The sequence below is a fragment of the Granulicella sp. S156 genome (assembly GCF_009766105.1).
In the GTDB taxonomy this organism is placed as follows: domain Bacteria; phylum Acidobacteriota; class Terriglobia; order Terriglobales; family Acidobacteriaceae; genus Granulicella.
On the sequence record NZ_LMUH01000013.1, the window covers coordinates 349588 to 366557 of the forward strand.

A 16970-nucleotide genomic window follows, 5' to 3' on the forward strand; every position below is an offset into this window, starting at 1 on the left:
TTCGACGGTCGATTTCACGCCGAAGGCTGTTTCGCAAAGGCGCTCGCTATGAGGGTGAAGAGGCACAAACTCCTATGAGGTAAGCGACGATGCCAACGACACCTTCCCCCGCTGCAACTCGGGCCGTTCATAACCACTTAACCCATCGCAGAGCATGGATCTCCATGTCTTTGTTTCTTCTTGCAGTTTTAATCTCGCCGGTGGCTGCTCTTTCCCAGGTGAACGGTTTAGGGAACAGGCCCTATCTTGGTTGGAGCACCTATAGCCAGCAGACGATTGTGCCTTCCAGCACCGTAATGAATGAGCAGAATATTCTTGCGCAATCCGATGCAATACGTTCTTCCGGACTGGGAGCTCATGGATTCCAGTACATCAACCTCGATGCGGCCTGGAATGGCGGTAACGATCAGTATGGACGTACTCTCTGGAGCCCAACCGAGTTCCCGACATTCCTGGAGATGATCAAACACATCCATGCCAATGGGCAAAAGGTTGGCATCTATATGAACCCAGGTATCAGTACGTCGGTGGTCGCTGCCAATCTCCCAATTCTAGGCACGCAATATCACGCGCAGGACATTATTGTGACCCCGGCCACTATCGCCAATGCCTTTGGCGGTGGAGACAAGATCGATTACACCAAGCCCGGTGCGCAGGAGTACATCAACTCCGTCATCGATCTTTATGCATCGTGGGGTATCGACTTTATCAAACTTGATGCCGTTACTCCGGGCTCCTACAACGACAATCTCAACATCAACAACATCCCCGACGTGCAGGCGATGTCGAAAGCAATTGCGCAGAGCGGCCGTCCGATCTGGCTTACGCTGTCCTGGGCTCTTGATGAGGACTACATCAGCGACTGGCAGCAGAATTCGAATGCACGACGCATCGAAGGTGACGTTGAATGCGAAGGAGACTGCCCGAACCTGACAGAATGGCAGCGTGTACTGCTTCGTTTTTACGATCTGATCGGATGGGAGAACGTCTCAGGTCCCACTCTCGGCTGGAACGATCTCGACTCGCTGGAGGTCGGCAACGGAACCACGGACGGCATTACGGATACGGAACAACGGACCGCGATGACCCTGTGGGCGATGGCCAATGCTCCGCTTTCGCTTGGGGGTGATCTGACGAAGCTGACCAGCTATGGCGAAAAGCTACTTTCCAACGATGAAGTCCTCGCCGTCGATCAGTCCGGTCATCCGGCAAAGCAGGTTACGGGAGGCTATACCCCCGTGTGGGTCTCCGATCTCGGCAATGGTAGCTATTACGTCGCGATCTTTAATCTCAATGCCTTTCCCACCCGCGTAACCGTGAACTGGAACGATCTCGGCTTCGCCGGTGCGCTCGAGAGGAGAGACCTCTGGAACCACACTGAACTCGGACCTGGATACGGATACTTCTCCGATGTGCTGCCAGGACATGGAACGCGCTTGTTCAAGGTAAAGGCTGCCGGCCATGCCCCGGCATCTCCATCGCAGATCTATGGGGCAGAGACGGCAACGCTGTTCGGAGGCTCTCAGCTCTCGCAATGCTCCACCTGCGCGAGCGGCTACAAACTGACCTATCTCGGCATTGGAGCGGCCAACTATGCCGTCTTCAATGTGAAGGCTGATAAGGCGGGTGTGTACCGGATGGAGGTCGACTCCATGACGAATGGCACTCGCTCGTTCATCATCGGGGTGAATGACGATCCCAACATTACGTTGAATCTGAGTGGAGGAAGTGGCAATATTCCTTTCAGCAGTACTATTCCGGTTCGTCTGCAAAAAGGCATGAACACCATTGAGTTCGGCAATCCTGCGAGCTATCCGCCGGATCTCGACCGCATCGTCATCAGCGGTGATGGCCATGAGCCGTATCCGGAGGCCACCACCTATGAAGGCGAACTGGCCACGCTTGGCGGAACCGCTAGCCAGGGCTACTGCTCTAACTGCTCCGGCGTCTCCAAGGCTGGTAATATCGGAGGCTCCCCACAGAGCACCGTGACCTTCACCACGGTGAATGTGCCGGTGGCGGGAGTCTATCAAATGGAGGTTGACTACCTGACCAGCGGTCCACGATCGTTCTTCGTCTCCATAAACAACGGCGCTGCAAACGAACTCGATCTGAACGGTACCAGTTTCAGCACACCGCAAAGCACTGTTATCAAGGTGACGTTGCAGGCAGGTGCCAATCAGATCCAGTTCAGCAACCCAGATAACTACGCTCCTGATCTGGACTCCATCACCATCTCACCCACCGTCTTCTGATGGTGTTTTTCAGGAAGCTCTTAAGGAAAAAGCATGCCGGGTATCGAATAGATACCCGGCATGCCTATGTCTTCGCCCAATATCTGTCCTGGGATGAATCTACGATTCGCGAATTATGGTCGATATTCGCCCAAGCTCTATGTTTTTCGCACCTGGCCTAGCGGCAAAAAAGACGAGTTTACGGCAAACTCCAACAGAATCGACTAAAAGGACGCATGCTGCTTCACCCCATACCAGCCCTGCCTGCCAATGACGAGTGGGAAGACGTGCGAAAATAAGCGGTTGTCATTAGGTTTTGTGAGGTGTGTGGTTGTTACGGTCTTTCTTTATTGCCTTGTCGACGAATAAGGCGTTTCGTGCATTTTCTGAGCGGTCGGCGATGGGGCGGCGAGTGTCGCGGCGTTTTGTCGCGGGTATGAGCGTCGAAGAGGCGATTGCCGCCACAGAGCAGCTAAACGCCGAGGGCATAGACGCGACGCTAGACTCGCTCGGCGAGAGCGTGATGCTGGTATCGCAGGCTGAGGAGAGCGCCGCGATCTATCATCGGCTGCTGGATGAGATAGCCGCCCGCGGACTGCGGGCTAACGTCAGCGTGAAGCTGACGCAGGTGGGTATGGACATCGGTGGCCATGGTGCTGGTCCTGAGCTGGCAGAGCGCATCGTCGGCGAGATGGTGGAGCACGCAGCGGCGATGTCCAACTTCGTGCGTATCGATATGGAAGGCTCCGACTACACCGAGGCCACAATCGCAATGACCGAGCGTCTGCACGCGAAGTGGCCGAGCGCTGTGGGAACGGTGCTGCAGGCGTATCTCTTTCGCACGGCGGACGACATCGAACGGTTAGTCGCGCAGGGAATTCGAATTCGTCTGTGTAAGGGCGCGTACAAGGAGCCGGTAGAGATCGCGTTTCCTGCAAAGCAGGATGTCGATGCGAACTACGTCAAGCTCATGAAGCGAGTTGCTACCAGCGGCGTCTTCTGCGGGATTGCGACGCATCACGAGACGATCGTCGCCGAGATGGAACGGTTTGTCGCCGAGACAGGACTCGACAAGCGCGCGTTCGAGTTCCAGATGCTCTACGGTATACGCCGCGACTTGCAGCGAAAACTGGTGGCCAGGGGATTCGGCGTGCGCGTGTATGTGCCGTTCGGAACGGAATGGTACCCATACTTCATGCGGCGGCTGGCAGAGCGACCAGCGAATGTGTTGTTTTTAGCGAAGAACTTCTTCAGGAATTAGTGGGGCTGTGGCGGCGGACCTGAGTCATAAGGCGGCGGCATCAGCGGTTCGACCTGCATCAGGCTATTCAGCGTGGCGCGTTGGGCATCCGTGAGGTGGTTGAAGCGATCGGAGTTTAGCACGGCCTGGCGTTGGTCCGGGGTGAGTTCGCGAAGTCCGCGGAAGGTGCGGGCGACGTAGACACGCTGATCCGGTGGGAGCGTGTTCAACTGCTTCATGGCGCTGGTGTACTGATTGCGTTGCGCGGGAGTTAGGTGTTCCACCCACTCATTGGTTTCGAGCAAACGCTGACGTTTTTCCGGTGTCATGGCATTAAGACGCTTTAGCTGGTCGCGCATGTGTTGCTGCGTCTGGGGTGGTAAGTCGCGGAAGCCCGGCTCCTTTTCCAAGGCCTGCTGCTGCTGTTCGGGCGTCAGGTTCTTGTGTTGATTCATCCACACAGGCAGATGCACGCCGTTAGACTTGGCCGCATTTGGCGGCCGACGCTCAATGGGCGCGGAAGCGCCGCTAGGGTGCTGTGTGGCGGAGCCGTTCCCGGCTGGCGTGCCATTCTGCGGGGCAGAAGACCGGAAAGCTGGTTCGGACGACGCTGGCGAAGAAAAATGAGCGGGAGCGGGGGGAGAGACATGCCGCCCCTGCGCCAACGCAGCACCTGACAAGCATAAGACGATGCTTGCGAGCGTTGTGCCAGCGCGAGTTGGAAGCAAACAGTTCATTCGGTTATGAGACAAGCGGCGAACCGTGGCCATCTTTGGTCACGGTTCGCACAGTTCGTCTGTCTATTTCACCTGCCGGAATCTGAGGGATGCTGAACGCTCTCCATCATACCGAAAACTGCCTATGACACGAGAGAGAGGGAAAACACGGCCAGCCTTAGGTTGTAGGTGGCGTATCGTCGTCCTCTGAGCCGGACATGTCGAGCAGTTGACCCATCTGCTGCTCGGCCTGGACATTGTTGTCAAGCACCTTGAGGTCGTCGACTGCGGCGGATGAAGCTGTGGCAGTCGCAGCACCGTGAGTGTTGTAGAGTCCGACGAATGTTCCGCCCCCGCCAAGTAAAAGCAGAAGTCCGAGAGCTCCAGCAAGAGCTGGACGAAAACTCCGCCCAGTGCCGAACAATACGAAGGAGCGCAGACGCTCGATAAATCCCTCGGGCGCGGTGGCCTGGGCCTCTCGCAGCCGTGCATGCAGCTTGGAATCGAAGTAGGGAGAGGGCTCGGGCGCAGTGAACTCGTCCAGCAGGGCAAAGGTGGAGCGCAACTCGTTCAACTCAGTGCGGCACTCAGCACAGGACTCGAGGTGTGACTCGAGTTCGGGATGCGCAGCCGCAAAACCCTCTTCAAAAAGGAGATCGGGGAGGTGCGAGCGGCATGTCTTGCAATCGGAATCGGTTTTACGAATCATTTCGTTAATCATCTCAGCCCCCCTTAGCAGGGTTGTGTTGCTGTCATGTCGATGCCCGGTACGCCGGAATAAAGCAACGGCTCTTGGTTCGACGATATCTCTGCCCGTTTTGTTCCATAACGGGCTAAACAAAATCCTTTAGTTTCTCGCGTAATGTCTGGTACGCGCGGAAGAGGAGCGACTTGGTCGCGGACTCGGAGAGTTTCAGGACCTCGCCTATCTGCTTGTAGTCCATGCCTTCATATTTGTGCATAAGAACGGCGGTCTGTTGCCGTTCTGGAAGCGCCAGCACGTGCTGGCGAATGGCGTTCATGCGCTCGCGACGAAGCATGTTGGCTTCAGCGGAGGGCGTAGAGTCGGCAACGTCGGGCGTTGTGCCGGTTTCGGTGTCCGTCTCGTCCAGATAAACCGTCGAAGCCGATCTTTCGTGTCGCGTGTCGCGAGCATGGTTGACCCCGAGGTTCGTCGCAATGCGGTACAGCCAGGTGCTGAAGCGGGCCTCAGCGCGGTAGGTCTCGCGCGAACGGTAGATACGAAGAAAAACCTCCTGCGCAAGCTCTTCGGCAACGGCCTGATTATGCACCATGCGGAACATGAAGTGAATGATCGGCTTGCGGTACTTCGCGAGCAGGATATCGAAGGCCGCCATGTTGCCGGACCGCAACTCCAGCATGACCTCGGCATCGGAGAGCAGTGAGAAGTCCCCGCGTGCTACGGCTGCGGCCCGGGAGTGAGCCTGTTCGGGTGTCAGAGCTTCTACGCCAAAGGGACGGTCCACCAACAAGTGCGAGTCTTGCGGTGCATTCAGGAGTCCGGGATGGATCGCAAGCGTTCCCATGTCTTCTGTAACCCCATCTTCCGCCTCAGGTTGCGCGAGATCGTCGGATTCCGCAGGGAATTGCGGATCGTCGGCCTCTATGCGAGATTCTGCGGGAGGAGTCACGGATGTTCGAGAAGACTTCATCAGGGTGTAATTGTATCTTTTGGCTCACGAAGTTAGACGCGACAGAAGGAATCGTGGTTGGCGCACCGGGATAGCAATGCTATGCTGGAGGTCTGGGGCCGCTGCGGTGGGCGTATGGTTCTGGATGCACGATGACGGGCGCATAACTCAGCGGTAGAGTGCCACCTTCACACGGTGGAAGTCGTAGGTTCGAATCCTGCTGTGCCCACCATATAAATCAACAACTTACATGTCCTGTGCGGGGAAGTTGTTACTCCCGGTTGCTCCACTAGAATTCTAAGTTATTGAATTTATTGGCGATAGATCGATTCAGTGTGTCTGCAAATCACAGGTGGTAATTCTTCTGCTTCCTCAGGGAAAAGTGCTTGAACCAGGCGTTGCTGTGTGGAGGTGGCAGAGCACATCCTTAAATATGTTTGACGACTACTTCTTTACGAGCTTAATCGTCACCGGGGTTGAGCCGATACATAGCGCAGAGCTTCACCTATAAGAAATCAATATCGGAGCTGTGACATCGCAGGAGTCAGGAAGCGAGCGTCGCACGGAGTTTAGTGGACATCGCGCAGACCGGGGGGGTGTTGATCAGATCGGTCACCTGCAAGCCAAATCAGGTTCTCTTTTGTACACTTCTGGGTCGCCTTTTCATCGACGAACTACCCATCGCCGCCTCCGGCGGAGGTGCCACCGAATGTCTCAGGTTCAATACTGTTTCCAGAACGATATGTTTTGCGGGACCGATGTCGCCTTCCCTGCGGTCGAGCAATAGGCGGGCTGCTGTCGCACCAAGTTGGTAGCCCGACTGGGAAACAGACGAGAGGGGAGGATTCGTGGTTTCGGCCAAGTCCAGATCATCGAAGCCCATGATGGAGACGTCGTTAGGACAACGGAGGCCTGCTTCGTGGACGGCGAGTAAGGCTCCCAACGCAATCATGTCGTTGCCGGCGAAGATCGCAGTTGGGCGTGGAACCAGGCCTAGCAAAACAAGAGTCTTGGCGTGTCCGCCTTGCTTGTCGTAGCGGGTCTCCTGAGTGTAGTCCGAGGATAGGTGAAGTTTGGCTTCCTTCATGGCGCGTTTGAATCCGACAAGACGCTCTTTTGCATTGGTAAAGTGCAATGGCCCTGTGATCGTTGCCAGTCTGGTGTGCCCCAATTGAAGCAGATGCCGAGTCGCGTTGTAAGCTCCTGCCTCGTTATCTGCAGTGACGCTGTCCCCGCTCCAGTTTTTTGGGAGCCGGTCCACGCAAACAACGCCGGTACCCGCTCGCCGGTAAGACTCCGCTTGCGCGGTAAGATCGCTGAAATTCGATGGGATGACGATGAGCCCGGCAGGTAAATAGGTCCGCAACTCATTCAGATGGATTATCTCTTTGGCGTGATCGTTATCAGTGTTGCAGAGGAGCAGACGATATCCGTTTGAGAATGCCATATCTTCCGCACCGCGAACGACTGCGGGAAAGAAAGGGTTTGTAATATCGGGAATAATCATCCCGATCATGTTGGTTGTGTCGCGTCGCAGGCCGCGCGCCAACTGGCTAGGCTGATATCCAGATGCCTTCACAGCCTCAAGGACACGCGTGCGCTTCGGCTCTCGAACCTTGGCGGTATTGTTGAGTACATGCGAGACCGTACCTAGTGAGACGCCTGCCATCTTGGCGATCTCATGCATGTTGGCCATGACGCATTCTCTCCGTTAGGTTTTAGGAGTTTGGTCGTAAGAGACCGAGATCCAGAGACCTTAGCTTATACCACCTCTAGCCAACAGAATAAACCGCTTCCCACATTCACAAATTTGGTAGGAGATATGAGGTCATACCACAATTATGATCTGTTTATAATCAAATACATATGGTGACTCCAAAATTTATCTCTTGACATTTTGCATCTCTAGTCATTACCTTCATCGACGTTCTATTTGAAAGCTTTCAAAGGAGTCGCAAGATGAAGATTTTTTGTCCGATCAGATCTCTGCTCGTCTCTGTCCTCGCCGTAGGGATGGGCCATACTTTCGGGCCTTCCCTGATGCCGAGATATTTCGTGAAACGACGCGTGTTGATCTCCATGCTCTTTGTCCTCTTGCTTTCTTTAACCGGAGAATCGTGGGCGCAGTTTGCGCAGCGCGGAGGTCTCGCTGGCACTGTGTTCGATTCGACCGGTGCCGTAGTTCCCGGAGCGCAAATCACCCTGCTAGATTTGGCTCAGAGGCAGGAGCGGAAAATCAATGCCGATACGGCGGGCCACTTTGAGTTCGACAACCTCACCGCCGGTCAATATCAGTTGACTGCGACTTTGACGGGGTTCCAAACCGCAAAGTCGGAACCGATCACCGTCAACATCGGTGGCAGTGCTCATTTCGATTTCAAGCTGTTCCCAGGATCCACGACCGAATCCGTTACCGTGACTGCACAGGAGGGTGGGGTCGACACCGAGCGAGCCAGTATCGGTACCGACGTCTCTACGCAGCAACTCGAGGAACTCCCCCTCAATGGCCGCAACTTCACATCCATCGCAGCGCTCACGCCGGGAGTGAGCACCTATCCGCAGGCGAATGTGAACACGCAAGGTACCTATGCTGTGGGCGCGATGTTCGCCGTCGGAGGTACGCAATTCACAGTGGGTGGCGCCTTTGAAGGGTCTCGCGACGGAGGATTCTATGTCAACGGTGTGAATATCAACGACAACTATGAGAGCAGTATCAGCTTCGAGCCTTCTGCCGAAGCGCTTGGTACCGGAACAATTCAAGTCGCAGATTTTTCAGCAGCCGTAGGCCACGATATCTCGGCGCTGACGATGCAAACCAAAGGTGGCTCCAGCAAATTTCATGGTGAAGCTTACGACTTTATCGAGAATGACGCGCTGAATGCGGTAAACCCATGGACGAATGCCAATGCGATTATTACGGGGGCGCCATCCGCTAAGCCGACGCTTCGTCGCAACCAATTTGGAGGCAACCTGAGTGGTCCTATTTTTATTCCTAAACTGCTCCCAGAACTCAAGCAACGATTGTTCTTTTTCGCCAACTACGAAAAATTCATTGAACATGATGGGAATGCGCTCGTGACCGCCTCAGTTCCTTCCGCAGCGGAGCGTACTGGCGACTTTAGCGAGTTGCTAGCTCCTAATCAAAATCCACTTCAACTCTACAATCCGTTCTACACCACCTATGACCCCGTTACAGGCCTAAGTTCTCGGCCCGCGATTGCGGGCAACCGTCTCGATTTGGCAACACGGCCAAATGGTGCTCCTCTTCTAGATCCAGGCGCACTCGCTATCCAGAACGCGCTCTGGCCGTTGCCGAATGTTCCAAACACTCCGAGCAACGAGGTTAATTATGTCTCAACCCAGGGATCGGGGATCTCTAGCTATCACTTCGACACTCGGTTTGACGCCAAGATAACCGCAAATGATTCCATTTTTGTAACATGGTCAAAGTCAAGCGGAGGGAATACGATTACGGGTGGTATCCCGCCCTATCAGGTCCACGACTTCACGAATCAAGATCAGGCATATCTCATAACGGCAAACTACGTACATATTTTCACACCGCATCTCACGAACGAATTCATCTTTGGAGTAGGCGATGGTTCGTTGATCACCATAAGCTCGAGCGAGCAAAGCTTCCTGAATAGCGCAAGCAATCCTTTGAATACACAGTTTCAAAACACTGGCACAGGTGTAACGAAAGGTATTTTCGCTATCGACGTTGGCAACTACGCGACTCCAGGCACAGGTGAGGTGTTTCATGACGAGAACAAGTCCTATCAAATATCCGACAATGTCGATTTCGTAAAGGGGCGACACACTTTATCCGCCGGCATGAATTATTTCCGGAAGAGTGAGATCGACTGGGACGTTCAACGAAATGTGCAATTTGGTGGATTTAGTAGTGGAGGTGGTGCCCAAAGTTATGCCGGCGGCGATCCCATGGCGGACCTTGCAATGGGACTTCCAAGTAGTATGGACGTCCGATATACCGTCCAGGGTGGCAGCCCCACAGCGCCAGACTATAACATCATTTTCCCATATTGGGGCTTTTATGCGAATGACAAATTTCGCATCAATCCGAAGCTGACGATATCTGCTGGCTTGCGCTATGACTTGAGCATTCCGGACTATACACCTAACCCGAGTACGGCCCCTTGTTGCGCAATCTACACGTCAACACCCGAGGGCGGTGTACTCGAATACCCCGGTATTGCCGCTGGCTTGTCGAATCGTTACCTCAAAGCGCCCAAGCTCGACTTCGCTCCTCGACTCAGTATCGCCTATAGTCCTACGCCATCCACCGTTATCCGTGCGGGGTACGGTATCTTCTATGACACCGGAGCCAGTCAGGTTTCTAACAATCTCGGGAACGCGATCTATGGAACCTCTGCGTCAGTTAATTACAACGTCAACAACGTCACACTAGGTGCGTTGCCTGACACGCCAGTATTAAACCTGTCGAACATCTTCCCGGCACCCTTGACGACGACGTTGGGAACATTTCCGGTGTCCACAGCGGTGGGGCAAGGATATGAAGGTGACGGACAGTGGAGCCAGGTCACCTATTACGATCAGAAGTCGACTCCGTTGCCCTACTATCAGCGAATGCTCTTCGATGTCCAACAGCAAGTAGGAGGGCACAATGTTTTCACGGTCTCCTATGTCGGAGCGCAAGGCCGGAAGGGGCAGAACGAGGTAAACACCAACCTTCCCGCCTATCAGACAGGCTGGACCTATGGTGGGGGCGTTCAAGATTCTACTTTCAACGCAGCACGTCCCAATAATTCCGGTAGGTTCGGTGACATTTTTGTTATTCGACCGACCATCAATTCGTTCTATAACGCCGCAATATTCCAGTTCCAGCGCTCCTTCAGCCGAGGTGTTCAGATTACGAGCAGCTACACCTGGGGGAAGACGGTCTCCGACTACCCTGTTGTCAACAACCTCGCCACGAACGCGTACCCGTTTTATGGTGGCGGCGGTCTCGAGTATCCAAATCTAAATAGCCGTGGTGAGTCGACTCAGTCTCATCGCAATCGCATGGTGATCAGTGGGATCTGGGCACCAGAATACGGGAAAAACTGGTCGGCCTTCGCGAGGGTTCCTCTCACGGGTTGGCGAATTAGCGGTATTGCCACATTTGAATCCGGCGATGCTCTAACCGTATCTAACGGCGGCCCGAACCAATCTTGCCCGGCGGCTGACAGTGGCACCCCTATGTGCCCCACCGGCTTCGGTTCCAGCGCACAGGACGGAGCTTCGTTCGATGGGCAGTATGGGGCTGCATTCGATCAGCTAAATATATCGGGCAATCCCAATATTGGTCATGGCCAGAAGAGTCTTTCAAAGCAGTTCAACACGTCGGTGTTCTCAGTTCCTCCTATGAACGTCCGCGGAAACTCAGGATTCGGCACGGTTCGAGGTCCCGGACAGGAGAGGCTGGATCTTTCTCTCGCGAAGACGTTCCCCTTGTATAAGACCCTTCATCTCGAGTTCCGGGCAGATGCCTTCAACGCTCTGAACCACTCGCAGTGGAACAGTGTCGTGACCACGTACCCGAGCGGAAGTGCGCAATATCCGTTCGGTTCGGTGAACGGGGCCGGGGATGCCCGCATTGGCCAGGTAGCGGCGAAGCTGATCTTCTAAGTGGTCGTACCCTGGTAGGCATGGACCAGGGTGCGACCGTTACATTTGTTTCGCTGAAGGGGAATGTATGTATCAGCCGGAAACTTATTTCATCGCCCTCGCACTTATGCTGACAAGCATGTTGTGCTGGGGGTCATGGGCAAACACCGTGAAGCTTTGTCCCGGGTACAGGTTTCAATTGCTTTACTGGGACTTCATCCTAGGATTGCTTGCTGCAGCGATTGTGTGGGGTTCAACTCTCGGAAGCCTTGGAACTGTGGGCAGATCTTTCTATGCGGACATCGCTCACTCTGGCGCGCACCCGATACTCTTCGCCATGGCGGGCGGTGCTATCTTCAACATCGCTAACCTGCTGCTAGTCGCCGCGATCGATATCGCAGGTCTGGCAGTGGCGTTTCCTATTGGCATAGGCCTGGCGCTTGTTGCCGGCGCCATCAGTAGTTACATCATCTCGCCCAAAGGAAATCCTCTTCTCTTATTCGGTGGCATCGCATTTGTTACAGCGGCCATCGTATTCGATGCCGTAGCCTACAGGCTGCGCGAAACAGAACGCCCTGCCATGAGCCGTCGCGGCATCGTCATTAGTTTGATCGCGGGACTTCTGATGGGTATGTTCTACCCCTTCGTCTCGAAAGCAATGACAGGAGAGGGCGCGCCCGGGCCCTATGCCGTGCTGCTATTCTTCACGATCGGCGTGGCGGTTTGCGCGATTCCGGTGAACTATTTCTTCATGCGCTTTCCACTCGATGGCCGTGAACCCGCGTTGATGCGGGGTTATTGGCGAGCGCCCGGCGCCTGGCACTTCTGGGGCGTCGTGGGGGGAGCGATCTGGTGTACGGGGGCGATGGCCAATTTTGTGGCTTCACAGGCCCACATCGTAGGACCCGCCGTCTCCTACTCGATCGGGCAAGGTGCCACCATGATTTCAGCGTGCTGGGGTGTCTTCGTTTGGCACGAATTCAGTGGCGCTCCATCTCGTTCAAAAAATATTCTGATCTGGATGTTTATCTTTTTTCTGTGCGGCTTGACGGCGGTCGCTTGTGCCCCGATCTTTTGATAGCAACCCTGCAACGTTATTTTGAGGAGAAACGCATTGTCCGCGCAAAAGCCAATTGTCGTCGTCGGCAGCATCAATACAGACTTGGTATCGGTCACTAAGAGAATTCCTGTTGTGGGTGAAACTGTCACCGGATCCGACCTTCAGAATCATCCCGGTGGAAAGGGCGCGAATCAAGCCGTCGCTGTAGCTCGGCTTGGCTACCCCGTGCGACTCATCGGACGCTTGGGGAATGATACGTTCGGTGCTGTCCTACGAACTCACCTTGAGGAGGCGGGCGTCGACGTAACCGGTGTCTCTACAAGTGATGGTGCTTCAGGCGTGGCCATGATCGCGGTCTCGGAACAAGGAGAAAATAGCATCGTGCTAGCGCCCGGTGCTAATTCTAAGGTCACTCCTGAGGATATTGATGCAAACATCTCAATTCTGAGAAGCGCTGGCATGGTTCTGGCTCAGCTTGAGATACCACTGGAGACCGTTGAGTACCTGGCCAGCATCTGCGCGCGAGAGAATGTGCCTCTGATTCTCGACCCGGCGCCCGCGAGGGATCTGTCGCCGGACATCTTCAAAAATATTGCATGGTTTACTCCGAACCAGACCGAAGCTGCTTTCTATCTTGGAGACAAACACTCCGAATCAAATTCACAGCCACCCGCCGAAATGGCAAGAGTCTTCCTTTCCAATGGCTGCCGTGGGGTTGTCCTGAAGATGGGGGCCCATGGGACCTATCTCGGGACGCAGGCTGGCCTGGGCAGCTTGGTTCACGCGTTTTCTGTCAATGCGATCGATACTACGGCTGCCGGCGATGCGTTCAATGCTGGCTTCGCTACCGCGCTCATGCTGGGAAAGTCTCCGTTGGACAGTGCGGTTTTCGCTGCCGCGGTCGCTGCCATTTCAGTAACACGTATGGGAGCTCAGCCTTCCATGCCCAGCATGTCAGAGGTAGAGGCGTTCATGAAAGACGAATCGCTCCAAGTTGCGCGTGAAGTTGTTCAACGGTAGTTGTCTTTCGGAAGTTACTAGACATGACGACCGTATCTTCTATGTTCACGCACAAGTGGTCACAATTTACTCGCCCGAAAGGAAGTACGAAATGAAGGCTGAATTCCGAACAATGTTGCGCATTGCCGGCCCGTTGCTTATTAGTGCTGCCTTCGCGGCAAACTCCTATGGACAGCATCCACCTCCACAGGGGCCACTGCTTGCTTCACCGTCGTGCTTAACGATGGCTCCCGTGTGGATGGGAGGCTCCGCGCCTTGCACCGAGTCCACACATCGTGACTGGATCGCCAATATTACGCACTGGCGCAATGAGCGCCACATCTATATCGGGTATGACGGATTCCGCTACGCGCTGCCTCAGCTTCAATGGGCTCAACATAGCTTTATTCAACCGCAGATGATGGTGCAGGACCGCTACTTCTATGATCCTGTCGCTGGCAAATATACCGTTGACCGCTATCTTGATGACCTTGAGAAGCGTTACGGTGGCATCGATGCCGTACTGGTTTGGGCAGTTTATCCAAACGCGGGCATCGACGATCGCAACGAACATGATATGGCGCGCTCCATGCCCGGCGGTGTGGAGGGGTTGAAGCAGATGGTCGCGGATTTTCATCGTCGCGGCGTGAAAGTTCTGTTTCCTATGATGATGTGGGATCAGGGAACCAGAGACCCGGGAACAGACTGGCCGACGGCATTTGCGGAATTTATGAAAGAGATTGATGCGGACGGAGTCAATGGGGACACGCAGGATGGAGTGCCGTTGGCGTTCTCTCTCGCTGCTGAAAAAGTCGGCCATCCGCTCGCGTTTGAGCCAGAACGCGGCCCCGCCGATGAGGGGCTTGCCTGGAACGTGCTTACCTGGGGCCAATACCAATATACGTTTGTTCCTGCGGTGGACAGGTATCGCTGGCTTGAACCCCGCCACCAGGTCAACATTCAGGGACGCTGGGATCGCGATAAAACGGACGCTCTGCAATACGCCTTCTTCAACGGCGAAGGCTGGGAAAGTTGGGAAAACGTCTGGGGTATTTGGAACGGAGTTACTCCTCGCGACGGAGAGGCAACGCGTCGCGTGGCAACCATCGAGCGCGCGGTGGCTCCTTTTTTCGCCAGTCAAGGCTGGGAGCCGCTCTATCCGATGTTGAGGTACGGTGTCTTCTCAAGCCGCTGGCCGCTTGGCGACCAGACAGTGTGGACCATCGTGAACCGCAATGAATATGACATCGAAGGGGCCCAGATGACGATGCCCTACAAGCAGGGTATGCGTTACTACGATCTCTATCACGGCGTCGAACTGAAGCCGGAAATCAAAGGCGAACAAGCTATACTTTCCTTTCCGACTGAAAGTCACGGCTATGGAGCGATCTTCTCAACTTCCGGTGAGCTGGACTCCAGGCTGACAGAACTCATGGTCAAGATGAAGGCGATGACAGCGAAGCCGTTATCGGCATACTCGCACGAGTGGCATTTTCTGCCACAGCAAATGGTCGCTATCGAACCTTCGCCACGCGCCGCATCCGCCCCTGAAGGAATGATCCGCATCGAAGGCGCACAGTATACTTTCCGCCTAGAGGGCCTGGAGATCGAAGGCAGCGACGATGTTGGGGTAGATGTCCAGTATCCCTGGGAAGACAGCCCTCGTCGTTTCCATGAACACACGATGCAGATCAAGCCTTATTTCATCGATAAGTACCCAGTGACCAATGCGGAATTCAAGAAGTTCCGCGATGCTACCCACTATCAGCCCAAGGACAGTCTCAATTTCCTCAAGGACTGGAAAGATGGTTCCTACCCCGATGGATGGGCGAACAAGCCGGTAACCTGGGTATCGATCGAAGATGCGCGAGCATATGCGAAATGGGCTGGGAAACGGCTTCCCCACGAGTGGGAGTGGCAGTATGCTGCGCAGGGCAACGATGAACGCAGGTTCCCCTGGGGAAACTGCGACTGGCTTGCTTCGCGCGGAGGTGGGGCGGGTGCCTGCGCTTCCGATAGTAGCGCTCTGGCGCCAGCTCCTGACAAGGGGCGTACGATACTTCCTCCGAGCGATGTGGATGCGCATCCCCATGGAGCCAGCCCGTTTGGTGTCATGGATATGGTCGGAAATGTATGGCAGTGGACCGACGAGTATGAAGACGAGCACACTCGCGCCGCCATTGTTCGCGGGGGCAGTCACTATCAGCCGCAAGGCTCAATCTGGTACTTTCCTCAAGCCTATAGAAATGACCAACACGGCAAGTTGTTGCTCATGGCTCCTAGTTACGATCGTTCGGGAACCGTAGGGTTCCGAACGGTCAAGGATGCACAGTAGTCAGTTCAATCAAGCTAAAAACACGAATGAGGACGCAGGCTTTCGCTGCTCCCTCATTCGTGTTTCCAATCCTGGCTTTGCTATGCGCAAAGCTGGCCGCACCACGAGCAATCAATCGAACGAGCCGTCACTCCTGGTGAGTACGTGATTGACACCCATCCTTTGCCCTAACTCCTAGTGCTAGAAAGGAACCTGGACTTAGGCGTATTCGGCCGTACCGCTCGCATCTGCAGATTGCTCTTGTTCGGATTTCGCCTCTTGGGTATCGGACTCGGAACGGATTACATGTTTTTGAACGTCTAGCGCCGCGAGGAGATGCGCACGCATCGTCTGTCTGGCCCTTCTCGCATCGCGATTTACGATGCATTCCAGCATTTCATTGTGTGCGGGCATTACTCGTTCGACTAGCCCGCTCTCCTCTGCAACTAGCTTGCGAATCCCAACCAGGAGGTCCTGGATAGAGTCGAGCAACAGCGTGAGTAGCGGATTATGCGCCGTTTGAGCAAGACGTCGATGAAAGTCAGAGTCCTTGGCCGCAAAGAGCAAGGGATTTGCTTTTGCAGATTTCATCTCCTCTAAGATGCGACGAAGATCTTGGATATCTTCTTCCGAAGCATGCTCTGCCGCTAAGCCAATATTCTCCACCTCCAGGAGAGATCGAACCTGATGCAAGTGATTGAGGCTGACATCTCGACCCCAGGAGCGAAGAAACAGATTCAATGGCGCGACCATCTCTTCGTGAGTCAATGCGCGAACCGTAGTGCCTACCCCGTGGCAGGTTTCAAGCAATCCCTTTGCTGAGAGGACGCGCACAGCTTCTCGTAAGACGGTGCGACTAACACCCAGACGCTCAGCGAATTCTCTTTCCGGGGGCAGTTTTGTGCCAACAGCTAGGCGCTCTGAAAGGATTAGTTCCTGGATTTTTTCAACAACCCTGTCGACCAGTGCGCTCTTGTTGCCAACTGTACCGAAACGAAGTTTGGGTACTCGCTTTAATGCTGAATTTGTCATTCGCTGATCCGCATCATCATTTGCCATCATAGAGTCTTCTCAAGCCAAGTCAAGCAAAAGTGGTAGGAGGTCTGACAGTAGAGAAGTCGCTTCCG

The 16970-nt window shown here is 54.7% G+C and carries 11 protein-coding genes and 1 tRNA gene; 7 read left to right on the forward strand and 5 right to left on the reverse strand.

The annotated features are described in order from the left end of the window. Positions 1-164 precede the first annotated feature (164 nt). Positions 165-2255 (forward strand): CBM35 domain-containing protein, encoded by a 2091-nt coding sequence (locus tag GSQ91_RS11400; RefSeq protein ID WP_158821671.1) that lies wholly within the window; start codon positions 165-167, stop codon positions 2253-2255. Positions 2256-2565: 310 nt separating this feature from the next. Then, positions 2566-3495 carry a proline dehydrogenase family protein gene (locus GSQ91_RS11405; protein WP_158821672.1) on the forward strand — a complete coding sequence of 310 codons (930 nt, stop codon included), beginning with the start codon at positions 2566-2568 and terminating at the stop codon, positions 3493-3495. Here the strand turns inward: GSQ91_RS11405 and GSQ91_RS11410 are convergent. The 3 genes from GSQ91_RS11410 to GSQ91_RS11420 all read right to left on the reverse strand — a co-directional run bounded on the left by GSQ91_RS11410 (position 3492) and on the right by GSQ91_RS11420 (position 5863). After that, entirely contained in the window at positions 3492-3929 is a 438-nt protein-coding gene (locus GSQ91_RS11410; protein ID WP_158821673.1) for a DUF3106 domain-containing protein, read from the reverse strand. The two genes, GSQ91_RS11405 and GSQ91_RS11410, sit on opposite strands and share 4 nt — an antisense overlap. A gap of 439 nt (positions 3930-4368) precedes the next feature. Further along, entirely contained in the window at positions 4369-4911 is a 543-nt protein-coding gene (locus GSQ91_RS11415; RefSeq protein WP_254064511.1) for an anti-sigma factor, read from the reverse strand. A gap of 112 nt (positions 4912-5023) precedes the next feature. Further along, positions 5024-5863, reverse strand: a complete 840-nt coding sequence (locus GSQ91_RS11420) for an RNA polymerase sigma factor (protein ID WP_158821674.1) — start codon at positions 5861-5863, stop codon at positions 5024-5026. A 136-nt stretch (positions 5864-5999) separates the two neighbouring features. Between GSQ91_RS11420 and GSQ91_RS11425 the strand changes: the two genes are divergently transcribed. Further along, a tRNA-Val gene (locus tag GSQ91_RS11425) sits at positions 6000-6074 on the forward strand. A gap of 396 nt (positions 6075-6470) precedes the next feature. Here the strand turns inward: GSQ91_RS11425 and GSQ91_RS11430 are convergent. Next, positions 6471-7538 carry a LacI family DNA-binding transcriptional regulator gene (locus GSQ91_RS11430; protein WP_254064512.1) on the reverse strand — a complete coding sequence of 356 codons (1068 nt, stop codon included), beginning with the start codon at positions 7536-7538 and terminating at the stop codon, positions 6471-6473. 263 nt (positions 7539-7801) lie between these two features. Between GSQ91_RS11430 and GSQ91_RS11435 the strand changes: the two genes are divergently transcribed. The 4 genes from GSQ91_RS11435 (at position 7802) to GSQ91_RS11450 (ending at position 15864) form a co-directional block, all read left to right on the forward strand. Then, a complete protein-coding gene (locus tag GSQ91_RS11435) occupies positions 7802-11491 on the forward strand; it encodes a carboxypeptidase regulatory-like domain-containing protein (RefSeq protein WP_158821675.1) in 3690 nt (1229 codons plus the stop codon). A gap of 118 nt (positions 11492-11609) precedes the next feature. Next, complete coding sequence (locus GSQ91_RS11440; protein WP_254064570.1) at positions 11610-12548, forward strand: GRP family sugar transporter; 939 nt, start codon at positions 11610-11612, stop codon at positions 12546-12548. Between the two features lie 36 nt (positions 12549-12584). Beyond that, positions 12585-13550 carry a ribokinase gene (rbsK, locus tag GSQ91_RS11445; RefSeq protein WP_158821677.1) on the forward strand — a complete coding sequence of 322 codons (966 nt, stop codon included), beginning with the start codon at positions 12585-12587 and terminating at the stop codon, positions 13548-13550. A 91-nt stretch (positions 13551-13641) separates the two neighbouring features. Further along, positions 13642-15864, forward strand: a complete 2223-nt coding sequence (locus GSQ91_RS11450) for an SUMF1/EgtB/PvdO family nonheme iron enzyme (RefSeq protein WP_174240678.1) — start codon at positions 13642-13644, stop codon at positions 15862-15864. Positions 15865-16062: 198 nt separating this feature from the next. On the opposite strand, the gene GSQ91_RS11455 is transcribed toward GSQ91_RS11450, so the two are convergent. Beyond that, positions 16063-16905 carry a FadR/GntR family transcriptional regulator gene (locus GSQ91_RS11455; protein ID WP_158821678.1) on the reverse strand — a complete coding sequence of 281 codons (843 nt, stop codon included), beginning with the start codon at positions 16903-16905 and terminating at the stop codon, positions 16063-16065. Between the last annotated feature and the right edge of the window lie 65 nt (positions 16906-16970).